This is a genomic window from Lysinibacillus sp. NPDC098008, from assembly GCF_044760715.1.
In the GTDB taxonomy this organism is placed as follows: Bacteria; Bacillota; Bacilli; order Bacillales_A; family Planococcaceae; genus Lysinibacillus.
Genome location: NZ_JBIWBA010000018.1, coordinates 49,798 through 68,105 on the forward strand (window position 1 = coordinate 49,798; position 18,308 = coordinate 68,105).

Annotated in this window: 17 protein-coding genes and 1 other annotated feature; of the genes, 13 read left to right on the forward strand and 4 right to left on the reverse strand. The window is 36.9% G+C overall.

All coding sequences use genetic code 11. The features are described 5' to 3' along the window. Window positions 1–47: 47 nt before the first annotated feature. Window positions 48–1,619, reverse strand: a complete 1,572-nt coding sequence (locus ACIQVU_RS14760) for a 2-isopropylmalate synthase (RefSeq protein ID WP_340808045.1) — start codon at window positions 1,617–1,619, stop codon at window positions 48–50. A gap of 90 nt (window positions 1,620–1,709) precedes the next feature. After that, window positions 1,710–1,949 (reverse strand) — a binding site (T-box leader). Between the two features lie 101 nt (window positions 1,950–2,050). Further along, on the reverse strand, window positions 2,051–3,745 hold the full coding sequence (locus tag ACIQVU_RS14765; protein WP_402896147.1) for a methyl-accepting chemotaxis protein: 1,695 nt from the start codon (window positions 3,743–3,745) through the stop codon (window positions 2,051–2,053). Window positions 3,746–4,057: 312 nt separating this feature from the next. Here ACIQVU_RS14765 and ACIQVU_RS14770 point away from each other — a divergent pair, with 312 nt between their 5' ends. The 3 genes from ACIQVU_RS14770 (at window position 4,058) to ACIQVU_RS14780 (ending at window position 6,145) form a co-directional block, all read left to right on the forward strand. Continuing rightward, complete coding sequence (locus ACIQVU_RS14770; protein WP_340808041.1) at window positions 4,058–4,552, forward strand: DUF1648 domain-containing protein; 495 nt, start codon at window positions 4,058–4,060, stop codon at window positions 4,550–4,552. A gap of 178 nt (window positions 4,553–4,730) precedes the next feature. Continuing rightward, window positions 4,731–5,108, forward strand: a complete 378-nt coding sequence (locus ACIQVU_RS14775; protein WP_402896148.1) for a VOC family protein — start codon at window positions 4,731–4,733, stop codon at window positions 5,106–5,108. A 56-nt stretch (window positions 5,109–5,164) separates the two neighbouring features. Next, complete coding sequence (locus ACIQVU_RS14780; RefSeq protein ID WP_340808039.1) at window positions 5,165–6,145, forward strand: GNAT family N-acetyltransferase; 981 nt, start codon at window positions 5,165–5,167, stop codon at window positions 6,143–6,145. A 157-nt stretch (window positions 6,146–6,302) separates the two neighbouring features. Here the strand turns inward: ACIQVU_RS14780 and ACIQVU_RS14785 are convergent, their stop codons facing one another. Further along, entirely contained in the window at window positions 6,303–6,740 is a 438-nt protein-coding gene (locus ACIQVU_RS14785; protein WP_402896150.1) for an Rrf2 family transcriptional regulator, read from the reverse strand. 190 nt (window positions 6,741–6,930) lie between these two features. On the opposite strand from ACIQVU_RS14785, the gene hmpA reads away from it, so the two are divergent. The 8 genes from hmpA (at window position 6,931) to ACIQVU_RS14825 (ending at window position 15,558) form a co-directional block, all read left to right on the forward strand. Then, window positions 6,931–8,094 carry an NO-inducible flavohemoprotein gene (gene hmpA / locus ACIQVU_RS14790; protein ID WP_402896152.1) on the forward strand — a complete coding sequence of 388 codons (1,164 nt, stop codon included), beginning with the start codon at window positions 6,931–6,933 and terminating at the stop codon, window positions 8,092–8,094. Between the two features lie 194 nt (window positions 8,095–8,288). After that, window positions 8,289–8,630, forward strand: a complete 342-nt coding sequence (locus ACIQVU_RS14795; RefSeq protein ID WP_340808035.1) for a rhodanese-like domain-containing protein — start codon at window positions 8,289–8,291, stop codon at window positions 8,628–8,630. Between the two features lie 83 nt (window positions 8,631–8,713). Further along, window positions 8,714–9,262, forward strand: coding sequence for a sulfurtransferase TusA family protein (locus ACIQVU_RS14800; protein ID WP_340808034.1), 549 nt, complete (start codon window positions 8,714–8,716; stop codon window positions 9,260–9,262). A gap of 15 nt (window positions 9,263–9,277) precedes the next feature. After that, the gene (locus ACIQVU_RS14805; protein WP_340808032.1) at window positions 9,278–9,673 is read left to right on the forward strand and encodes a DsrE/DsrF/DrsH-like family protein; all 396 of its coding nucleotides are present in this window, start codon (window positions 9,278–9,280) and stop codon (window positions 9,671–9,673) included. A gap of 68 nt (window positions 9,674–9,741) precedes the next feature. Beyond that, complete coding sequence (locus ACIQVU_RS14810; RefSeq protein ID WP_340808030.1) at window positions 9,742–10,869, forward strand: MBL fold metallo-hydrolase; 1,128 nt, start codon at window positions 9,742–9,744, stop codon at window positions 10,867–10,869. A gap of 277 nt (window positions 10,870–11,146) precedes the next feature. Beyond that, on the forward strand, window positions 11,147–11,923 hold the full coding sequence (locus ACIQVU_RS14815; protein WP_340808029.1) for a sulfite exporter TauE/SafE family protein: 777 nt from the start codon (window positions 11,147–11,149) through the stop codon (window positions 11,921–11,923). Between the two features lie 167 nt (window positions 11,924–12,090). After that, a complete protein-coding gene (locus ACIQVU_RS14820) occupies window positions 12,091–14,079 on the forward strand; it encodes an ABC1 kinase family protein (RefSeq protein ID WP_340808027.1) in 1,989 nt (662 codons plus the stop codon). Window positions 14,080–14,430: 351 nt separating this feature from the next. Then, window positions 14,431–15,558 (forward strand): C40 family peptidase, encoded by a 1,128-nt coding sequence (locus tag ACIQVU_RS14825; RefSeq protein WP_340808026.1) that lies wholly within the window; start codon window positions 14,431–14,433, stop codon window positions 15,556–15,558. 60 nt (window positions 15,559–15,618) lie between these two features. On the opposite strand, the gene ytvI is transcribed toward ACIQVU_RS14825, so the two are convergent. Next, window positions 15,619–16,677 (reverse strand): sporulation integral membrane protein YtvI, encoded by a 1,059-nt coding sequence (gene ytvI, locus ACIQVU_RS14830; RefSeq protein WP_340808024.1) that lies wholly within the window; start codon window positions 16,675–16,677, stop codon window positions 15,619–15,621. 90 nt (window positions 16,678–16,767) lie between these two features. Here ytvI and ACIQVU_RS14835 point away from each other — a divergent pair, with 90 nt between their 5' ends. Beyond that, a complete protein-coding gene (locus ACIQVU_RS14835) occupies window positions 16,768–17,322 on the forward strand; it encodes a hypothetical protein (protein WP_340808023.1) in 555 nt (184 codons plus the stop codon). Between the two features lie 163 nt (window positions 17,323–17,485). Then, on the forward strand, window positions 17,486–18,253 hold the full coding sequence (locus ACIQVU_RS14840; protein WP_340808022.1) for a tyrosine-protein phosphatase: 768 nt from the start codon (window positions 17,486–17,488) through the stop codon (window positions 18,251–18,253). The last annotated feature ends 55 nt before the right edge of the window (window positions 18,254–18,308 follow it).

Sequence of the window (18,308 nt, forward strand, 5' to 3'; positions counted from 1 at the left end):
TTAAAAAAGCAGTATGGCACATACATATCCATACTGCTTTACTTTATTTAATTCATAACAGGTGCTAGTTTTGCGACAATTACACTGTTGATAGCATTAATGTAAGCTAGAGCACTTGCTTTTAGAATATCTGTATCGGCTGCTTTTGCGATATATTTCTCGCCCTCATGCTCAATGGTAATTTTTACTTTACCAAGCGCTTCCTTGCCACGTGACACACTATTAATATTATATTCAACTAGTTTAACATCAATATTTGTAATTTCTGCAATTGCTGAATATAGGGCATCAATTGGACCTGAGCCTACAGCACTTGCTTTAAATGTTTCGCCACCCTTACGAATTTTTACACTTGCAGAAGGGAAGCTTGCATTGCTGACGACTTGTAGGTCATCGAAATCAAAGAATTGATCACTATAATGTGTAGCATTTTTATTATTAGCGTCATGCTTTTCATAATAGCTTTCAACAATAACATATAGGTCGTGATCGTATACTTCCTTCTTCGCATCGGCTAGCTTTAAGAAGCCATCAAAAATACCTTCAAATTCTTCTGTAGAAAGGTTTGTGAAGCCTAATTTTTCGAGAGCATTTTTTACAGCATGACGCCCAGAACGAGCTGTTAGCACTAGCTCCATATCATCAAGACCTACATCTTCTGGATGCACGATTTCATAAGCATCACGGGATTTTAGTAAGCCATCCTGATGGATACCAGATGAATGGGCAAAAGCATTGTCCCCTGTAATAGCTTTATTTACTTGAACATCTAAGCCCATAAAGCTAGAAACAAGACGAGAAGTATTCATAATTTCCTTTGTATTAATACGTGTTTCCGCATTGTAGACAGAGCTACGAGTTTTTAGTGCCATTACAACTTCTTCTAATGCAGCATTTCCTGCACGTTCGCCAATACCGTTAATTGTACATTCCACTTTATCTGCACCATTTTTAATAGCAGCAAGTGTATTAGCTGTTGCCATACCAAGGTCATTGTGACAGTGAACACTAAGAAGAACGCTATCGTCTAAGTTTTTCATACGATCATTTAATTTATAGATCATTGCTCCAAATTCCTCTGGCTCTGCAAAACCAACTGTATCAGGAACGTTAATCATCGTTGCACCAGCCTTCATCACAGCTTCAATCGTTTTCCAAAGATATTCAAAGTCCGAACGAGATGCATCCTCTGTAGAATATTGTACCTGTGGTAGTAATGTTTTAGCATATTTCACAGCATCTACACCAATTTGTAAAATTTGGTCCTTGGATTTGCTGAATTTTTTCTCCACATGAATATCGGATGTTCCAAGTACCATATGAATCATAGGGTTTTCAGCATATTTTACAGCATTATAAACAGAATCAATATCAGCTTTTACAGCACGTGCTAATGCTGTAATCATAATGTCATTTGTATTACCAACCTTTTCGGCTACAGCTTTCACAGCATCAAAATCGCCTTGTGATGAAGCAGGGAAACCAGCCTCGATAATATCTACACCTAATTTTTTAAGTTGTTGTGCAATCTCTACTTTTTCATATAAATTCAGCTTTGCACCAGGTACTTGCTCGCCATCACGTAAAGTTGTATCAAACACCCAAATTTTTCTTCCCATTATCAAAACACTCCTTTTGTTGTTGGTAGTATCTAAAAAGTTACACGTAGGCCATACATAAACATAAAAAAACCCGCCTCTATTTTTAAAAATAGAGACGAGTTTTTGCTCGCGGTACCACTCTAATTGACCTTTCTTTGCAGAAAAAGTCCTCTTATCGACAGCCATCACTGTCTATCCTGTTAACGGAGGAAACCGACATCCCTTACTAATTGAGGTTCAGGGAGTAGCTCATGGACGAGTTCAAAATGTGTGTCTACCGATTTACACCAACCACCGGCTCTCTATAAGTACACAATCACTTTTACTATTTCCAATCTTGGCCTGTAATGTGTTGTTGAAAGCAATAATACATTGGATATTAGTGTTCTGTCAACAATTTTCTAAAAATTATTTTTATTCTGTACTTGCAAAGGTAATATTTTTTATGTTTATTCTAATTTAAAGCGAGATACTTGTGTTTGTAGTTCCTCAGCCATAGTGGAGAGTGTTGCTGCTGAGGCTGCTACTTCTTCAATTGTTGCTAGCTGCTCCTCTGATGCAGAGGCTACATTTTGCAAATTATTAGAAGACATTTGAGCGATAGTTGCTATTTCATCAAAGGCTGCATAAATTTGCTCTGCACTCGATGACATCTCCTCTGAAACTGTTGTTGCTTCTTGGATTTGCATGGATACTTGCTCAATAAGTTTTACAATTTTAGCAAAGCCTTCTTCAGCAACTTTCACAACTTGCATACCTGTTTGTACTTCTTGTGTACCTGCATTCATTGCTGTGACAGCATGATTTGTATTTTGCTGAATTTCGGAAATCAAGGTTGCAATTTGCTCAGCAGACTGCTTGGATTGCTCGGCTAATTTTTTTACTTCGTCTGCCACTACAGCAAAGCCACGTCCATGGTCGCCCGCACGAGCTGCCTCGATTGCAGCATTAAGTGCTAATAAATTTGTCTGTTCGGCAATTTCTGTAATAATACTAATAATATTTCCGATTTCAATGGAATGTTTATCTAAATTTTTCACAACACTAGCAGATTCTGCTACAGCGGTATTAATCGTCTGCATTTGTGTAATCACGCGCTGTAATGATTCATTGCCATGTTTAGCTTCCGAATTTGTTTCCATTGCTAGCTCTGAAACCGCTGCTGTAGTAGAGGCTAGCTGTTGTATACCTTTTGTCATATTTTTCATAGCTTCCGAGCTTTCTGTAGCATTTTTCCCCTGTGTTTCAGAGCCACTTGCGACCTCTTGAATGGAGGAAGTAATATGCTCAGTAGCCTGGATTGTTTGATCTGCACTTGCTGTTAATTCGGCAGCCGAGCTACTAACTTGTGTAGTGTTATGACGGACATTTGTAATTAAGTCTTTTAGATTAACAGCCATTTGATTAAATGCTAGTGCTAAATCACCAACTTCATCACGATTTTTAACACGAATTTGCTCAGATGTTAAGTCGCCAGCTGCTATTTTTTGAGCAGCCTTTGCCATGCCATTGATAGGGCGGGACATAAGATTACCAACTACAATGGCAATTATCAGACTAATGACAACAGCAAATCCCCCTAGAAAAGTCATTTGCAGTTTAATATGTTGAATTTCCTTTGATGTGGCGGCAATTTTATGATCTATAACTTCCTTTTGATAAGCAGATAAATTTTCAACACGTTCATCAAATTGCTTTATAATTAAGCGTCCTTGCGTGCTATCAAGCTTTTCATATTTTTCTGTTTCGCCTTCAGCCTTTAGTGTAAACATACGATCTGCAAACTGTTGAACGCTTTGCTCACTTTTAATAATAGCTTCTAGTAATTCAATGGATTTTTTAGAATTAAAGGTTGCCATTAATTCCTCAGATTTAAGCTTGAATTGTTTACGTGCTTCCTCACTACTTTGCAGGTTTTGCTTATCGCCAAGCAGTAGGTAACCCCTCATACTAACAATTTCTTGTTTTGCTAGTACATGTAGCTCCTGAATACTATTAGATGTGGTGATTTGTTCCTCCAGTAATGTACGATATGTTTTGTTTACAGAGTCAAGCTGTTGAATATTTAAACCAATTGTTGTAACGAGAACTAAAATGACTATCAAAAAACCGAGCAGTAATTTCTTGTAGATAGTAAAACGCATAGATGCAATATCCTTTCTCAGTAGTTAGTATAAATGTTACAAAATCATGAAATATGTATCTATAACATTTATATCAGATTATCAACGTTTTACAAAGTATTATGAGTATTTTTACTTTCTGTAATAGTTTTAAAAGTAAAATAAGTTAGAACTAGCATAATAAAAAAACTATATTTATCAGTAAAAATACATTTTTAATACTGATAATTGATAGGAGGTGAAAAAAAATAAGCCTATTATCATGAATTTTGGAACTTAAATAGTAGTCTTAACGTACATATAGTTAGAAGAAAAGCAGAAGGGTGGGGCGATATGTATAGACCAATTGTAAAAATACCGAAAACCAAATCTGAAAAGGTATGGGACTATATTGGCGGAGTTTTCTTTATTTTATCGATCTTTTATATTATGGTTGTATGGACTAAATTACCCGATAAAATTCCTGGTCACTTTAATGGGCTAGGTGAGGTTGATCGCTGGGGCTCAAAGCTGGAGCTATTGATTCTTCCATGTATTGGTGGAGCTTTATGGTTGTTTATGACATTATTAGAAAAAGTGCCACATATGCATAATTATCCAGCACGCTTAAATGAAAAGAATGTAAAAGCATTTTATATAAATAGCAGAAAAATACTAAATGAGGTGAAAAATCTTTGTCTTATTTTATTTGCATTTATCTCCTTTCAAATGGTACAAATCGGACTTGGTGAGGCAACATCACTAGGCTGGTGGTTCCTGCCAGTAGTATTGCTAGGAGTATTTATTCCGATTATTAAAGGGCTGATAATAAGCTCTAAAATAAAATAATAAGTATGTAGATAAAAATTCACTTAACTTCAAACGAGAAGATGAAGTGGATTTTTATTATTTTATTGTTATAAGGCTTTTCTATATTCGGCTATACTGATAAACATATATGAAAACTTTGTAAAATAGTATCCTATATATTTTACTTTAAGTTATGATATAAAGGAGCGAAAAATAAATGAAGAATGCAACGATATTTTTAATGTTTCAAGGACAGGCTAATGAGGCAATCCAGCAATATCAACAGTGGTTCCCGGATTTAACAGTCGAAAGCTTAATGTATATGGATAATTCACAGCAAGTAGCGATGGCTGTTTTGAATTTAAAGGGTTTAAAGATAATGGTGAATGATAGTAATATACAACATCACTTCACATTTACACCATCAATCTCTATTTTTGTAGAATGTGAATCGTTAAATGAAATTAATCATTTAGTTGCACATATGCTAAAGGGAGGCAAGGCATTAATGCCGCTTGATAATCATGGCTTTTCTGAACGATTTGCATGGATTCAAGATCGATTTGGTGTTTCCTGGCAATTAACGTATAATTGATAAGGTTGGGGAGTAATATCGAATGGAAAGTAACGACAAATAAAGGGGAATAGAAGATGGCGGTAACTTTAGTAAAGCATGATTTAAAGTATGCTGAAGCTATCCATGCGTTGTCTTCTATGCCACAGGTTCGGGATGCTCTTGGTTTACCTGCTGGCAAGGTAGAAGACACTATTAATTTTATTAAGCGTGAACGTATAGATGAAGAAGAAGGAAAAACAGTTCCTCGCGTGATTTTAGATGAGGAGGGGCAAGTAATTGGTGTGACATCACTAATGTTTATTGATCGTCATAAGATGAGCTGCCATATTGGGTCTTGGCTAGGCTATGAGTTTTGGGGAAAGGGCTATAATTTTGAGGCAAAAGAGGCTATTTTAGATATTGCGTTTTTTGAGCTTGGCTTGCTACATGTATTTGCAGGAGCTAGAAAGGTCAATATTCGTTCGCAAAAAGCACAGGAAAAGCTACCTTTTATTCGATTAGGGGTGGAAAAGGAGTATCCGGAGGAGCATGCATGGTTAGAGGTCAAGGAAAAACAACCATGTGTGTTAAATGTTTTTGAACGAGAGGATTTTGTGCGCTATCGTATATCTCTTAAAAAAGTAGAAGGGGCAAGAGAAGCCTTTTTACCACAGCTTTTATTGGCGGATGAAAGCGAGGAGGCAGTTCAGAGCTATTTATATCAAGGTATTTTATACGAAATTCAATGCGGAGAGCATTTAGTAGGCGTGGCGTTAGTGATGCCCAAATCTAAAACAACTATCGAGTTAAAAAATATTGCCATTGTTCCGCAGTATCAAGGGAAGGGGATAGGGAAAGAGGTATTACGACAACTCACAGATATTTGTCAGCAGCAAGGCTATCAAATGGTGCTGGTTGGAACGGCGAATTCAAGTATTGATAATATAGCCTTTTATCAAAAAGCTGGCTTTCGCATGGAGAGTATCGAAAAGGACTTCTTCAGCAATTATCCCAAGCCAATTTATGAAAATGGCATTCGTGCATTAGATATGATTTTCTTTTCAAAGCTACTATAAAGAATGAGGCTGGGACATAGCTCATTTTATTGAGAAAAATCAAAAAATGAATGTTATTTTTGTGATTTATTAAAGTATATGTGTTCTAATAACGCAAAAAAATGTTAGACCAAACTTGTAAATGGTCTAACATTTTTTCTTTTGTCCCAGCCTCATTTTATTTACCAAGCAGAAGAGCCATTAGCTTTTCCTTGGAATGTAGAAAATCATCTAATGTATAGCGGTCTAGCACGCTTAAATAGGCTTGTAAAGCTTCATATAGCACGCCTTTAAGCTGACATTCTGGCGCTATTTTACATAAATTATTTTCCTTATCAAAACATTCTACAAGATGAAAATCTTCCTCTGTATGTCGAACGATTTCACCAATTGTTAAGGTTTTTGGATCAATGGCTAGACGAATACCACCGCCACGTCCTCGGATTGTTTCGATATAGCCTAACAATCCAAGCTGATGTGTCACCTTCATTAAATGGTTTTTCGATATATTATAAGCATCTGAAATCTCTTGAATCGTTGATAATTGACCATCTTCCTTGGCACCTAAATAGATAAGTGTTCGAAGAGAATAGTCAGTGTATAAAGTTAAGCGCATAGGAACACCCTACTTTCTATAATTCAAAATTATTATAGCATTTTTACTTTGAAGTATAATATTTTCAATCCTTTTTAAAAGATGTATTTGAAATACATTAATTATGTCCATTTTGTTAAAGATGTATTTTACATATTGCTTTAAAGGGATGAAAGCGTTATATTGTAATCACGAAAGGATGGTAAGCGATATGTTAAAACAAGAAACAGTACAAATTATTAAATCAACAGTTCCTGTGTTAGAGGTTCATGGTGTAGAAATTACAAAGACGTTTTACAAAAATATGTTTCAAGCTCATCCAGAATTATTAAATATTTTTAATCATGCGAATCAAGAAAAAGGTCGTCAACAAACAGCATTAGCAAATACAGTTTATGCTGCTGCAGTTCATATTGAAAATTTAGGAGCAATTTTGCCAGCAGTCATGCTTATTGCACATAAACATCGTAGCTTAGGTATTTTACCAGAGCACTACCCAATCGTTGGAGAAAACTTATTAAAAGCAATTAAAGAAGTGCTAGGTGACGCGGCAACAGATGAGATTATTAATGCGTGGGCTGAGGCATATGGCGTAATCGCAGATGTTTTCATTCAAGTAGAAGAGGATTTATATCAAAAGGCTGAAAGCAATGGTGGATGGCGTTTATTTAAACCATTGAAAGTAGCGAAGAAAGTAGTGGAAAGTGATTTAGTAACATCTGTTTACTTTGTTAATGAAGATGGTTCACCACTGCCAACGTACGAGCCTGGTCAATATATTAGTGTTCGTTTGACAATACCGGGTGAAGAATATTTAATGAATCGTCAATATACACTTTCACAAGCAAGTGCAGAGGATGGCTATCGTATTTCTGTGAAACGTGAAAATGACCAAACACCAAACGGCAAAGTATCAAACTTTATTCATGATCACTTGCAGGTTGGAGATTTAGTAGATGTGAGTGCGCCAGCAGGATTATTCGTGTTAGAGGAAACAACTGCGCCAATTACATTTGTAAGTGGTGGTATTGGTGTAACACCGTTAAATAGCATGCTGCAATCATTAAGCACAGATGCAATGAATGAGGTTAACTTTATCCAATGTGCTCGCAATGAGAAGGTAGTAGCATTTAGCGATGATATTCAAGAAAAAGTAAATGCATTACCAAATGCATCGTACACAGCGTTATATTCTGATAAGGACGAGCTTATTACAAAAGAATTATTAGCAGAAAAAATCGCTGATAATGCTGATGTTTATGTATGCGGTCCTGTAGGCTTTATGGAGGCTGTTATTAAAAATTTACAGGAAATTGGCGTGAAGGACGAAAAAATTCACTATGAATTTTTCGGACCAGCTATGCAACTAGCTTAATAAAATAATGGATTTCCCTGCTATAAGTAAATGCTTGTAGCAGGGATTTTTTTGTGGGTGACGGATAGAACGAATAATGTGACGGATGGCGCCAGCATTTTGACGGATAGCATACAAATTATACGTTGACAATATACCTCATGGGGTATATTATAAATTCCATATTAGTGTATAGAGGGTGGTGAATCATTAGCTTGGAAGCGTGGGTTATTATTGCAATAATCGCAGTGTTTTTTATATGGCGACTTCTGCCAGCGAAAGGAGTTCAATCTATTTCAACAACACAATTAAAGACGGTGTTGCATGATAAAGATAAGGTGTTTATTGATGTGCGCACACCAGCTGAGTATAAGGGGCGCAATATCCCACAATTTAAAAATATGCCACTAGGTTCCAACTTTGACCAATTACCAAGGGATAAAGAAATTGTTGTGATTTGCCAAAGTGGTATGCGCAGTAATCAGGCATGTAAACAATTAAAAAAGCAGGGCTTTGAGCGTGTGATAAATGTTCGTGGTGGTATGAGCGCCTATTAAGGGGGGAGGATTGTAGCTATAGTAGTCCTATATTTTTTTGTTAAAAATAATACCCTTTGAGGTATATGGAGGTTTTGATAAGTATGAAGGCAGATGCTCAGTTAGATGCTAAAGGGCTTTCTTGCCCAATGCCAATTGTAAAAACAAAAAAGGCGATGGCTGATATAGCGGATGGGCAAGTTTTAGAAGTGTGTGCAACAGATCGAGGATCAAAGGCTGATATTGCGGCATGGGCTGAAACGGTTGGTCATCAATATATTGGTACGCTAGAAACGGATGGTGTTCTGAAGCACTATATTCGTAAATGTGCTAGTGAGCTTACAGAGGAAATGACATTTGAACAAACAATTGATTTAGAGCAGATTACTCAACGAAAGGGGCTTATCCTAGATGTACGTGAGGAAGCGGAATTTGCTTTTGGGCATATTGCAAAAGCGAAATCTATCCCAATAGGTGAGCTGGAGGCACGACTCTCTGAGCTTGATAAGGAGCAGGAGATTTATGTGATCTGCCGCACGGGTGTACGCAGTGATCTAGCTGCTCAAAGGCTAGCAGCACATGGATTTACAAAGGTATTTAACGTCTTGCCAGGAATGACCTCCTGGACAGGTGATTTACTAAAAAATATTTAATTGGGGGAATGGATTATGTCAAACAAAGTAGCGGTTATTGCGAGTAATGGTGGGTTATTTGATGCATATAAGGTATTTAATATTGCGACAGCAGCGGCAGCTTCTAACAAAGAGGTAGCAATCTTTTTTACATTTGAAGGACTGAACTTTATTCATAAGCAGGGTATGCATGCACTACCAATGCCTGCAGGAGCGGAACGTTATGCGGAGGGTTTTGCAAAGGCAAATGTGCCAGCTATTCCTCAACTGGTGGAAATGGCGCAGGAATTAGGTGTAAAGTTTATTGCTTGTCAAATGACAATGGATGTAATGGGTTTAACGACTGCTGATTTTATTGATGGAATAGAGAGTGGTGGAGCTGTAACATTTCTTGAATTTGCGAAGGATGCCGCACCGTCATTATCATTCTAGGGATGGGGACTTGAAGGCGCAGAGAAGCTATAAAAAGCATTAAATTTATACCTATGGAGGTAAAGTGTATGTCAATACAGAAATGGAACGCATCACAAGTTGCTAAAAGGGTTATTAACAATGAAAAGCTGTTTATTTTAGATGTTCGTAATGCAGATGCATTTGAGGATTGGAAAATTGATGGTCATCAGTTTGAATATCTGAATATACCTTATTTTGAATTATTAGATGGAGTTGAGGGGATTTTACCTAAAATTCCAACTGATAAAGAAGTTTTAGTAGTTTGTGCAAAAGAAGGATCATCCGTGATGGTTGCTGAGATGTTATCAGAAGCTGGTCGTGACGCTGCTTATTTGGCAGGGGGGATGAAATCTTGGAGTGAATATTTAGAGCCCATTAAAGTTGGTGATTTAACAGGTGGTGGCGAGCTTTACCAATTTGTCCGTTTAGGGAAGGGCTGTCTATCATATATGGTTATTTCTGAGGGAGAGGCAGCAATTATTGATGCAGTTCGTTTTACAGATGTATTTACAAGCTTTGCAGAAAAACAGGGCGTTAACATTAAATATGTTTTTGATACACATTTACATGCTGACCATATTTCAGGTGGACGCCATATCGCAGCGGCAACTGGTGCAACCTATTATTTACCACCGAAGGATGCAGAAGAGGTTGTATTTAGTTATACACCGCTAATAGATGGTATGACTATTAAAATTGGAGCATCGAAAATAGCTGTAGGAGCAATCTATTCACCTGGTCATACAATTGGTTCTACATCATTTGTAGTTGATAACAAATATTTATTAACAGGGGATATTTTATTTATTGATTCGATTGGACGTCCAGATTTAGCAGGGCTTGCTGAAGATTGGGTGGGGGATTTACGAGCTACGCTTTATAAGCGTTATCGTGAATTGTCAGATGAGCTTATTGTCTTACCAGCGCATTTTATGATTATTGAAGAGCTGAATGAGGATGGTACGGTTGCCAAACGACTAGGTGATTTATTTGCACAAAACCATGGCTTAAATATTCAAGATGAAGAAGAGTTTAAACGTGTAGTGACAAATGAATTACCGCCACAGCCAAATGCGTATCAGGAAATTCGTCAAGTGAATATGGGGAAAATAAATCCAACGTTAGACGAGCAAACAGCAATGGAGATTGGACCAAATCGCTGTGCTGTACGCTAAAATATGTGAAGGCACAACGAGTCATAGAGCTTGTAAGTTTGGTGGGTACAACCTTGAAAATCCATTTTGCTAGGCTGAAGGAAGTTCCAATTAGTTGCAAAAGGAAATGCCTATTATGAAAATAAAAAAAACATGGCTACATTAAATATAGGAGAAATTCAGGGTGTGTCATTACATTTTTAATTCAGAAAGTATAGAGCGAGTGGAGGGTTGTCTATGAAAGTAGAGCAGCCCTTCTTGCTCTTTATGGATTGTTGCCAGAAAGAAGGTAAGCTAAATGGATATTGTGTGGATTATCACCATATTTTGTCTTGGTTTTATCGGCTCATTTGTATCAGGGATGCTAGGTATTGGCGGTGCTATTATAAACTTTCCGATGTTGTTGTATATCCCGCCATTATTAGGTTTTGAGGGCTTTTCAGCGCATGAGGTGTCAGGGATTAGTGCGATTCAAGTGCTTTTTGCCGCCCTTGCTGGTGTATGGGTATATCGTAAAGGTGGGTATTTAAATAAATCACTTATTCTTTATATGGGTAGTGCTGTTTTAATGGGTAGCTTTGTAGGTAGCTTCGGCTCGAAATTTTTATCAGGGTCTAGCATTAATATTGTGTATGGCATTCTTGCGATTATTGCCGCTGTGATGATGTTTATCCCGAAAAAACAAATAGATGATAAACCGATGCGGGAGGTTACATTTAACAAGCTTCTCGCAGTGCTATTAGCATTTATTGTTGGTGTTGGTTCAGGGGTTGTAGGAGCAGCAGGTGGGTTTTTATTAGTGCCAATTATGCTTGTTATTCTAGGCATTCCAACGCGGATGACGATTGCAACGAGCCTTGCGATTACATTTATCTCCTCGATTGGAGGGTCAATTGGCAAGGTGATGACAGGTCAAGTTGCTTATTATCCAGCGCTTATTATGATTATAGCGAGCCTTATTGCAGCTCCTCTTGGCGCAAGAGTGGGTAAAAGAATCAATACAAAAGTTTTACAATGGATTTTAGCGGGACTTATTTTAGTAACAGCTATTAAAATTTGGATGGATATTATTTAATGAACAAGTTAGAAGAGGTTGTGCGAAAGAGTTTTCGCACAACCTCTTCTAATCTATAGTGGCTCATAGCAAATATAAATGACGAAAAATTTTAGATGGGCTTTGCAAAAGAATGTGGCTGCCTAAATTTGCTATACTAGCGGTAGGAAAAAATGGAGGTGGCCCTGTTGATTTTTTTGAAGTTTTTGCTCCAAATTATCTTTGTATCAGGATTGATTTATATTGTTAGCGGACGTTTAGTTGGCTCAAATATTCATTTTGTGCGCAGAGTGCTATCTGTGGTAATTAGTGTGACACTAACCTCTTTTGTTTACTGGTACTCTTATTTGCGTCATACGGACTTTTTATCAGAAACAATGATGCAAACTGTTACAGAGGTTAGTACGCTTATTTGGATTGGTAGTATGCTGCTTATTTCCATGCTGCTTTATTTAGTGTTTGAGCTGTTTGATCCAAGTGGTATTACGGCTGGAGATCGTCGAAATGGTCAAAAATCTTTATTTTTTCGCTTACGTAGTTATTGGCGGCAGCAGAAACGCTTGCGTCAGGTGCTAAAAATCGCTGTAACCAATGGTGTTGTGCAAACGATTAAATATGCAAGGCAACGTGAAAATGAAAAAGAGCTTGCTATTGCACTGCGAGCGACATTGGAGCAATGTGGCGGGATTTTTATTAAATTTGGACAGGTGCTATCTACACGTAAGGAATTATTTACGCCCGTATTTATCGAAGAGCTAGAGAGGCTACAGCATCGCGTAAAGCCTTTAGCAACTGAACAAGTAACAACAATTTTAGAAGAATCCCTTCCTCAACCAACCAATGAAGTATTCAGCCAATTTCAAATGGAGCCTATTGCATCAGCTTCTATTGGGCAAGTACATAGGGCACGACTGAAAAATTATGATGAGGTTGTTGTCAAGCTACTGCGTCCAGAGGTAAAAGGCATTATGCGTGATGACCTCGAAATTTTAGAGGAGTTTGCCAATTGGCTCACAGCAAAATCAACATGGGCAGAGTCATTAGGCTTTCGTGAGCTAGCTGTTGGATTTGCGGATGGGCTGCGTGAGGAAATCCATTTAGATATTGAGGTACGCAATACATTACAAGTAAAAAATGCGCTTGCGAAAAGTGATTATCAAGTTCGAATTCCTAAGATTTATACAGCATATAGCAATGAAAATATTATTGTGATGGAGTATATTCGTGGAAAAAGTGTGGCGGATGGTGCATCTGAATTTAAGCGTTTAGCCATTGATCATCGAGAATTTGCTAGAACAGTACTCTATTCTTTTTTTGAGCAAATGCTTTTTTCAGGTATTTTTCATGCAGATCCGCATCCAGGCAATATTTACATTGATGAAAGAGATGGCACACCAGTTTTGCTTGATTTTGGGGCAGTGGGTCGCTTGGGCGCTACACAGCAAGAGGGCTTAAAGCTATTTTTAATGGGCATCCAACTGAATGATTCAAGTATTTTGTACGATGGCTTAACATTATTAGTGGAAAATGCAGATCATGCAGAACGTGCAAGGATGGAGCAGGCAATCGATCAAATTTTACTGAAAATTTCTTATGTGGATCGTATACCTACGGAGGAATTGATTCATGCCTTATTTACAGTTGTGCGTGATTTTGGTTTAGCCTTCTATCCAGCTGTAGGCTTGGCACTTCGCTCGTTAGTAACACTTGATGGCACATTGCGTGTGATTGATCCACACTTTGATATTTTTACAGAGGCAAAGGATTTTTCTGCTACTTATATGCGGGCATCTTTACTAAAGCCATTTAAGGAACCGATGGCGACAAAGGAACGTCTGCAAGAAGAGTTATCTATGCTCATTCCAACATTAAGAAAAATGCCAAGAAGGGTCGACCAGCTTATTCAACGCGTTGAAAGTGGAAAAATTATTTTACATCATGATGTGTTTTCAGATGAGCATAATGCTCGCTTTATTACACAGCTATTTTCTCGTTTTGTACTGCTGCTTGTTGGAATTACATTTGGTATCATATCGGTAGCACTTTTAGCTATTTCACAATTTATCCATGCTTCTTATGCGGTTTATTTAAATACAGCAGCTTATTTAGGCTTATTTTTATGCGCCATTTTATTGGTAAGATTGTCCATACAAGCATTGCGTTCTATGAAGCAATAGGTAGAGGAATTTTTTTCCCTACCTTTTTTCTTTGGCATATCGTCATGAAATATTACAAAAGTGTTACAAAGTCGCATCTAGGTATATTGTCGAATAAGTAAAAAGTGGTGGTATATAGAATAATGTTGTATTTTGTAGAATAAATAAGTATTTATACGAATGTTACAGAAATATTTCGAGTTTTACTAATGTATTAAATAGAGAAGAAATAGTATAAAAGTTATGTTAATAATGCTAAACTTTATAAGGCTGAGATAAATATAAGAACAATTCATTAATATTACAAATCGTTCGAGCGATGATAGAAAGTACAAAGAGCGAAATTGATAGACGAAAGGAAATGAAGGAAACGTGGGTAAGCGCAATAAATGGCGTAAGTCAATGGTACTAACATTAGCACTAGCTGGCGGATTATTATTTAATACAATTCAACCAACAGAAGTTCATGCAGAAGAAACTTCCCAACAAATGATTGAGAAAAAAGCTCAAATAGATGCAGAAGTTAAAAAATTACAAGAAGAACTAACGAAACTACAAAAAGAGATCGACGCAAAAGTAAAAGTTTTTAATCAAGTGCAAGCTGAAATTAAAGAAGTCGATGCTAATATCGTTGAAACAGAAAAACGTATTGAGCAACGTTCTAAAATTTTAAGCGAGCGTATGGCTGCATACCAAGCACAAGATAATACAGTAGGTGTTTATTTAAATGTTGTACTTGAAGCGAAAAGCTTTGCAGATTTAATGGACCGCGTTGTAGCTGTAAAAACATTAATGGATGCTGACCAAGAATTAGTGGATCAGCAAGAAGCGGATAAAGCTAGCTTAGAGCAACAAAAAGCTACGTTAGATCAAAAACAAAAAGAGCTTCAAAAACAATTCCAAGAGCTTCAGCAAAAGGAAAGCGAAATGGAAGTGAAAAAGGCTGAAAACGAAGCCAAATCACTTGCATTAAAAGCGCAAATTGCAACGAAGCAAGAGGAAGAACGCTTAGAAGCAGAGCGTAAAGCAGCTGAGGAAGAAGCAGCTCGTCTACGTGCACTGCAAGCAGCAACACCAGTTGTTCAACAAGCGACGGCTGCTGGTAACGCAGCACCGCAAATTACTGTTGGCTCAGGCGCTGGTACTGCATCTTCAGGCGGTGCTATTGCGACAGCTAAGCAGTTCCTAGGTCGTTCATATGTTTGGGGTGGTAGCAATCCATCAACAGGCTTTGACTGCTCAGGTCTTGTGCAATGGTCTTACAAGCAAGCAGGCGTTTCGTTACCACGTACAGCATCACAACAATATTTAGCAACACAGCGTATTTCGGCAAGTGAAGCACGTGTTGGTGACTTAGTATTCTTTAGCTATGGCTCAGGTGTAGCACACGTAGGTATTTACTTAGGCAACAATACAATGATCAACGCACAAAATAAAGGTGTTGTTATTGAATCACTTGATTGGTGGAATCAATACTTAGTAGGCTTTGGCCGTATTTAATAAATAGCAACATTATAAAAAGGTCATCTTTGTAGAATTAACATACAAAGATGACCTTTTTTAAATTTTGAACTTTAGCTTAATAACACCTGTTTCTTTTAATGCAATAAAGAAAATAATCACGAAAGGTCCGACTAAAAGGCCGATAATGCCAAATAGCTTTAGACCGATAAACATAGCAATAAGTGTAGGTAGTGTAGATAAACCAATATGCTCACCCATTAATTTAGGCTCGACTACACGACGAATAATAAGTAAAATAACAGCTAGAATGAATAATTTTACAGAAATCGCTGTGTTTCCCATCAACAAGTGATATAGCCCCCAAGGAGCCAATATAATAATCGAGCCAAGAAAAGGAATAATATCAATAAGCCAAATAATAATCGTCATTGTAATAGCATACTTCGGCTGGATTAGCAGTAAACCAATAAGTGTGACGCCTCCAATAATAAAGCTAACAAATAAATGTGCCTTCATATAGCCTACCGTTGCATCCTTTAAGCGATTGACAATCACTTTTATTTTTTGTGCAGTATTAGGCTTTAAATATTTATAGGTCATTTGCTTTAGTTTCGGCAAATCAAGCATAAAAAGAAATAGGGCAATCATATAAACGAGAAGACTGATAAATAGACTTGGAATCTCAGAAAAGAAGGCTGAAACTTTGCTATAATTAAAGAAGTTTAAAAAGGATACTTCTATTGTCTTGATAAAATCCATTGTAGTATGTTGCAGTGAAGCACTTACTTCAGGTGGAAAGTCTTCTGTGTATTTTGAAATATTTTCTTGCATATGAAGCCACATATCTGATAGCTTGGAAATATAATAAGGAGCCTGCTTCGATAGTAAAATGATTTGCGACATAATTTGTGTAATGGAAAAGTAGCAAATAATAGAAATTAAGATAACACTTACTATATAAATAAAGGCAACTGCAATTTTTCTTGACATTTTCCAACGCCTTGTAAAGAACATGACAATAGGCTCTAAGAAAAATGCACTAATACCTGCAAGTATTAGAGGCATAGATACAGGGATAATAAAATAAGCAGCTACGATTAGGGCAAGAATCACAAGTAATCGAAAAAGCCATTTTTTAATATTTAATTTATTCATAAACTCACCTTCTTTGCGACAAAAATTAAGTTAAGTGTACCATAAATAAAATTGTAATAGGTTCTGAAACAATAAAGGTAGGGATAACTTATGGAAAAAGAGATTTTGCAACTTTTCAGTAATCTAACAGAGCGTGACCAAGCTACTCAACAAGAATCCTACGAGAAATTGCTTAAAATTATGGAAGAACCTGTAGATTGGACATATGCAGTTTGGGAACAGCTTATTCAAGCTCTTACATATAGAAATGTATATTCTCGTGCACGTGCTGCACAAATTTTATGTGCTTTAGCTGCTAAAAGTGATCCAGAGGAAAGAGTATTAGAGGACTTTTTAAAAATTTGGGCAGTAACATATGATGATAGGACGGTTACGGCAAGACATGCATTGCAGGCTATTTGGAAAATTGGTCTGGCAGGTCCTGTACAAAGGGATTTAGTCGTGTCGTATTTAGCGAAAAGATTTCAAACTTGCTTAGATGAAAAACACCCTACACGTATCCGCCATGATATTATTGTATCTTTTAAAAATTTATATGATGAATTACAAGACCCAAAACTATTGGAGATTGCGTATCGATTAATAGATGAAGAGCAGGAAATTCAATATAAAAAGAAATACAAGTCAGCCATCCGTTTACCGTAGCGAGATGGTATTTTTTAATTGTTGAACATATAGATAGGGATGGGCAAATAATTCCTGTATCAATAACGATTACCGTTATTTTTTAGTGTGAACATTGGAATGAATTGCAATTGTTCTATAAAATAGAAATAAGCATGTTTAATTATTTAGGGAGGTATAGTAAATGAAACAGTTAGATATAAAGGCTGTACCATTTGAGGCGGTCTATAATTTTCGAGATATGGGTGGCTATAAAACAAGGGATGGTCGGTCAGTAAAAAATGGTTTATTTTATCGTTCAGCAGCACTCGGTAAAATGACAGTAGCAGATAAAGAGTTATTTGAAACGTTAGGTATTAAAACAATTTTTGATTATCGTGATCCACAAGAGGTACAAAGTAATCCAAATCCTGTTTTTCCTCATACACATTATATTCAAATACCTGCAAAGGGCAAGCAGGCATTCGAAATGCCGACAAACACGGGAGCTAGCAATTTTTATAAAGATATAAGTGCTGATATGTTTCGCGATTTCTATGCACAAATGCCCTTTGGCAATCCATCCTTTCAGAAGCTCATGCAAACAATTCAAAATCCTGATGATTTAGGTCTTGTTCATCACTGTGCGGTTGGTAAAGATCGAACAGGTATCGGTAGCGCCCTTATTTTACTTGCTTTAGATGTTCCTGAGGAAACGATTATGGAGGACTACCTAGCGACGAATGTCTATTTGCGTCCAATGGTTGAGAAAATGTTACAGGTTATTCAACATCAGTCTAATGACCGAGAATTACAGCAATTCAATGCATTAATGTCTGCACGTGAGGAATATTTACAGACCGCATTTGATGCAATGGAACATCAATATGGCTCAAAGGCAGTTTATTTAGAGCAGGAGTTTGGACTAACAACTGCTAAGCGTGTACAGCTGCAATCTTTCTGCTTAATCTAAGTTAAAGCCCTTTCACTAGCTATGTGAGAGGGATTTTTGTTTGTTGCATAGAAAA

Coding starts and splice junctions, on each gene's coding strand:
- ACIQVU_RS14765 (WP_402896147.1), bottom strand. CDS start 3,745: ATGCGTTTTACTATCTACAAGAAATTACTGCTCGGTTTTTTGATAGTC.
- ACIQVU_RS14785 (WP_402896150.1), bottom strand. CDS start 6,740: ATGCGCTTAACTTTATACACTGACTATTCTCTTCGAACACTTATCTAT.
- ACIQVU_RS14770 (WP_340808041.1), top strand. CDS start 4,058: ATGTATAGACCAATTGTAAAAATACCGAAAACCAAATCTGAAAAGGTA.
- hmpA (WP_402896152.1), top strand. CDS start 6,931: ATGTTAAAACAAGAAACAGTACAAATTATTAAATCAACAGTTCCTGTG.
- ACIQVU_RS14815 (WP_340808029.1), top strand. CDS start 11,147: ATGGATATTGTGTGGATTATCACCATATTTTGTCTTGGTTTTATCGGC.
- ACIQVU_RS14760 (WP_340808045.1), bottom strand. CDS start 1,619: ATGGGAAGAAAAATTTGGGTGTTTGATACAACTTTACGTGATGGCGAG.
- ACIQVU_RS14800 (WP_340808034.1), top strand. CDS start 8,714: ATGAAGGCAGATGCTCAGTTAGATGCTAAAGGGCTTTCTTGCCCAATG.
- ACIQVU_RS14810 (WP_340808030.1), top strand. CDS start 9,742: ATGTCAATACAGAAATGGAACGCATCACAAGTTGCTAAAAGGGTTATT.
- ACIQVU_RS14775 (WP_402896148.1), top strand. CDS start 4,731: ATGAAGAATGCAACGATATTTTTAATGTTTCAAGGACAGGCTAATGAG.
- ACIQVU_RS14835 (WP_340808023.1), top strand. CDS start 16,768: ATGGAAAAAGAGATTTTGCAACTTTTCAGTAATCTAACAGAGCGTGAC.
- ACIQVU_RS14840 (WP_340808022.1), top strand. CDS start 17,486: ATGAAACAGTTAGATATAAAGGCTGTACCATTTGAGGCGGTCTATAAT.
- ytvI (WP_340808024.1), bottom strand. CDS start 16,677: ATGAATAAATTAAATATTAAAAAATGGCTTTTTCGATTACTTGTGATT.
- ACIQVU_RS14780 (WP_340808039.1), top strand. CDS start 5,165: ATGGCGGTAACTTTAGTAAAGCATGATTTAAAGTATGCTGAAGCTATC.
- ACIQVU_RS14805 (WP_340808032.1), top strand. CDS start 9,278: ATGTCAAACAAAGTAGCGGTTATTGCGAGTAATGGTGGGTTATTTGAT.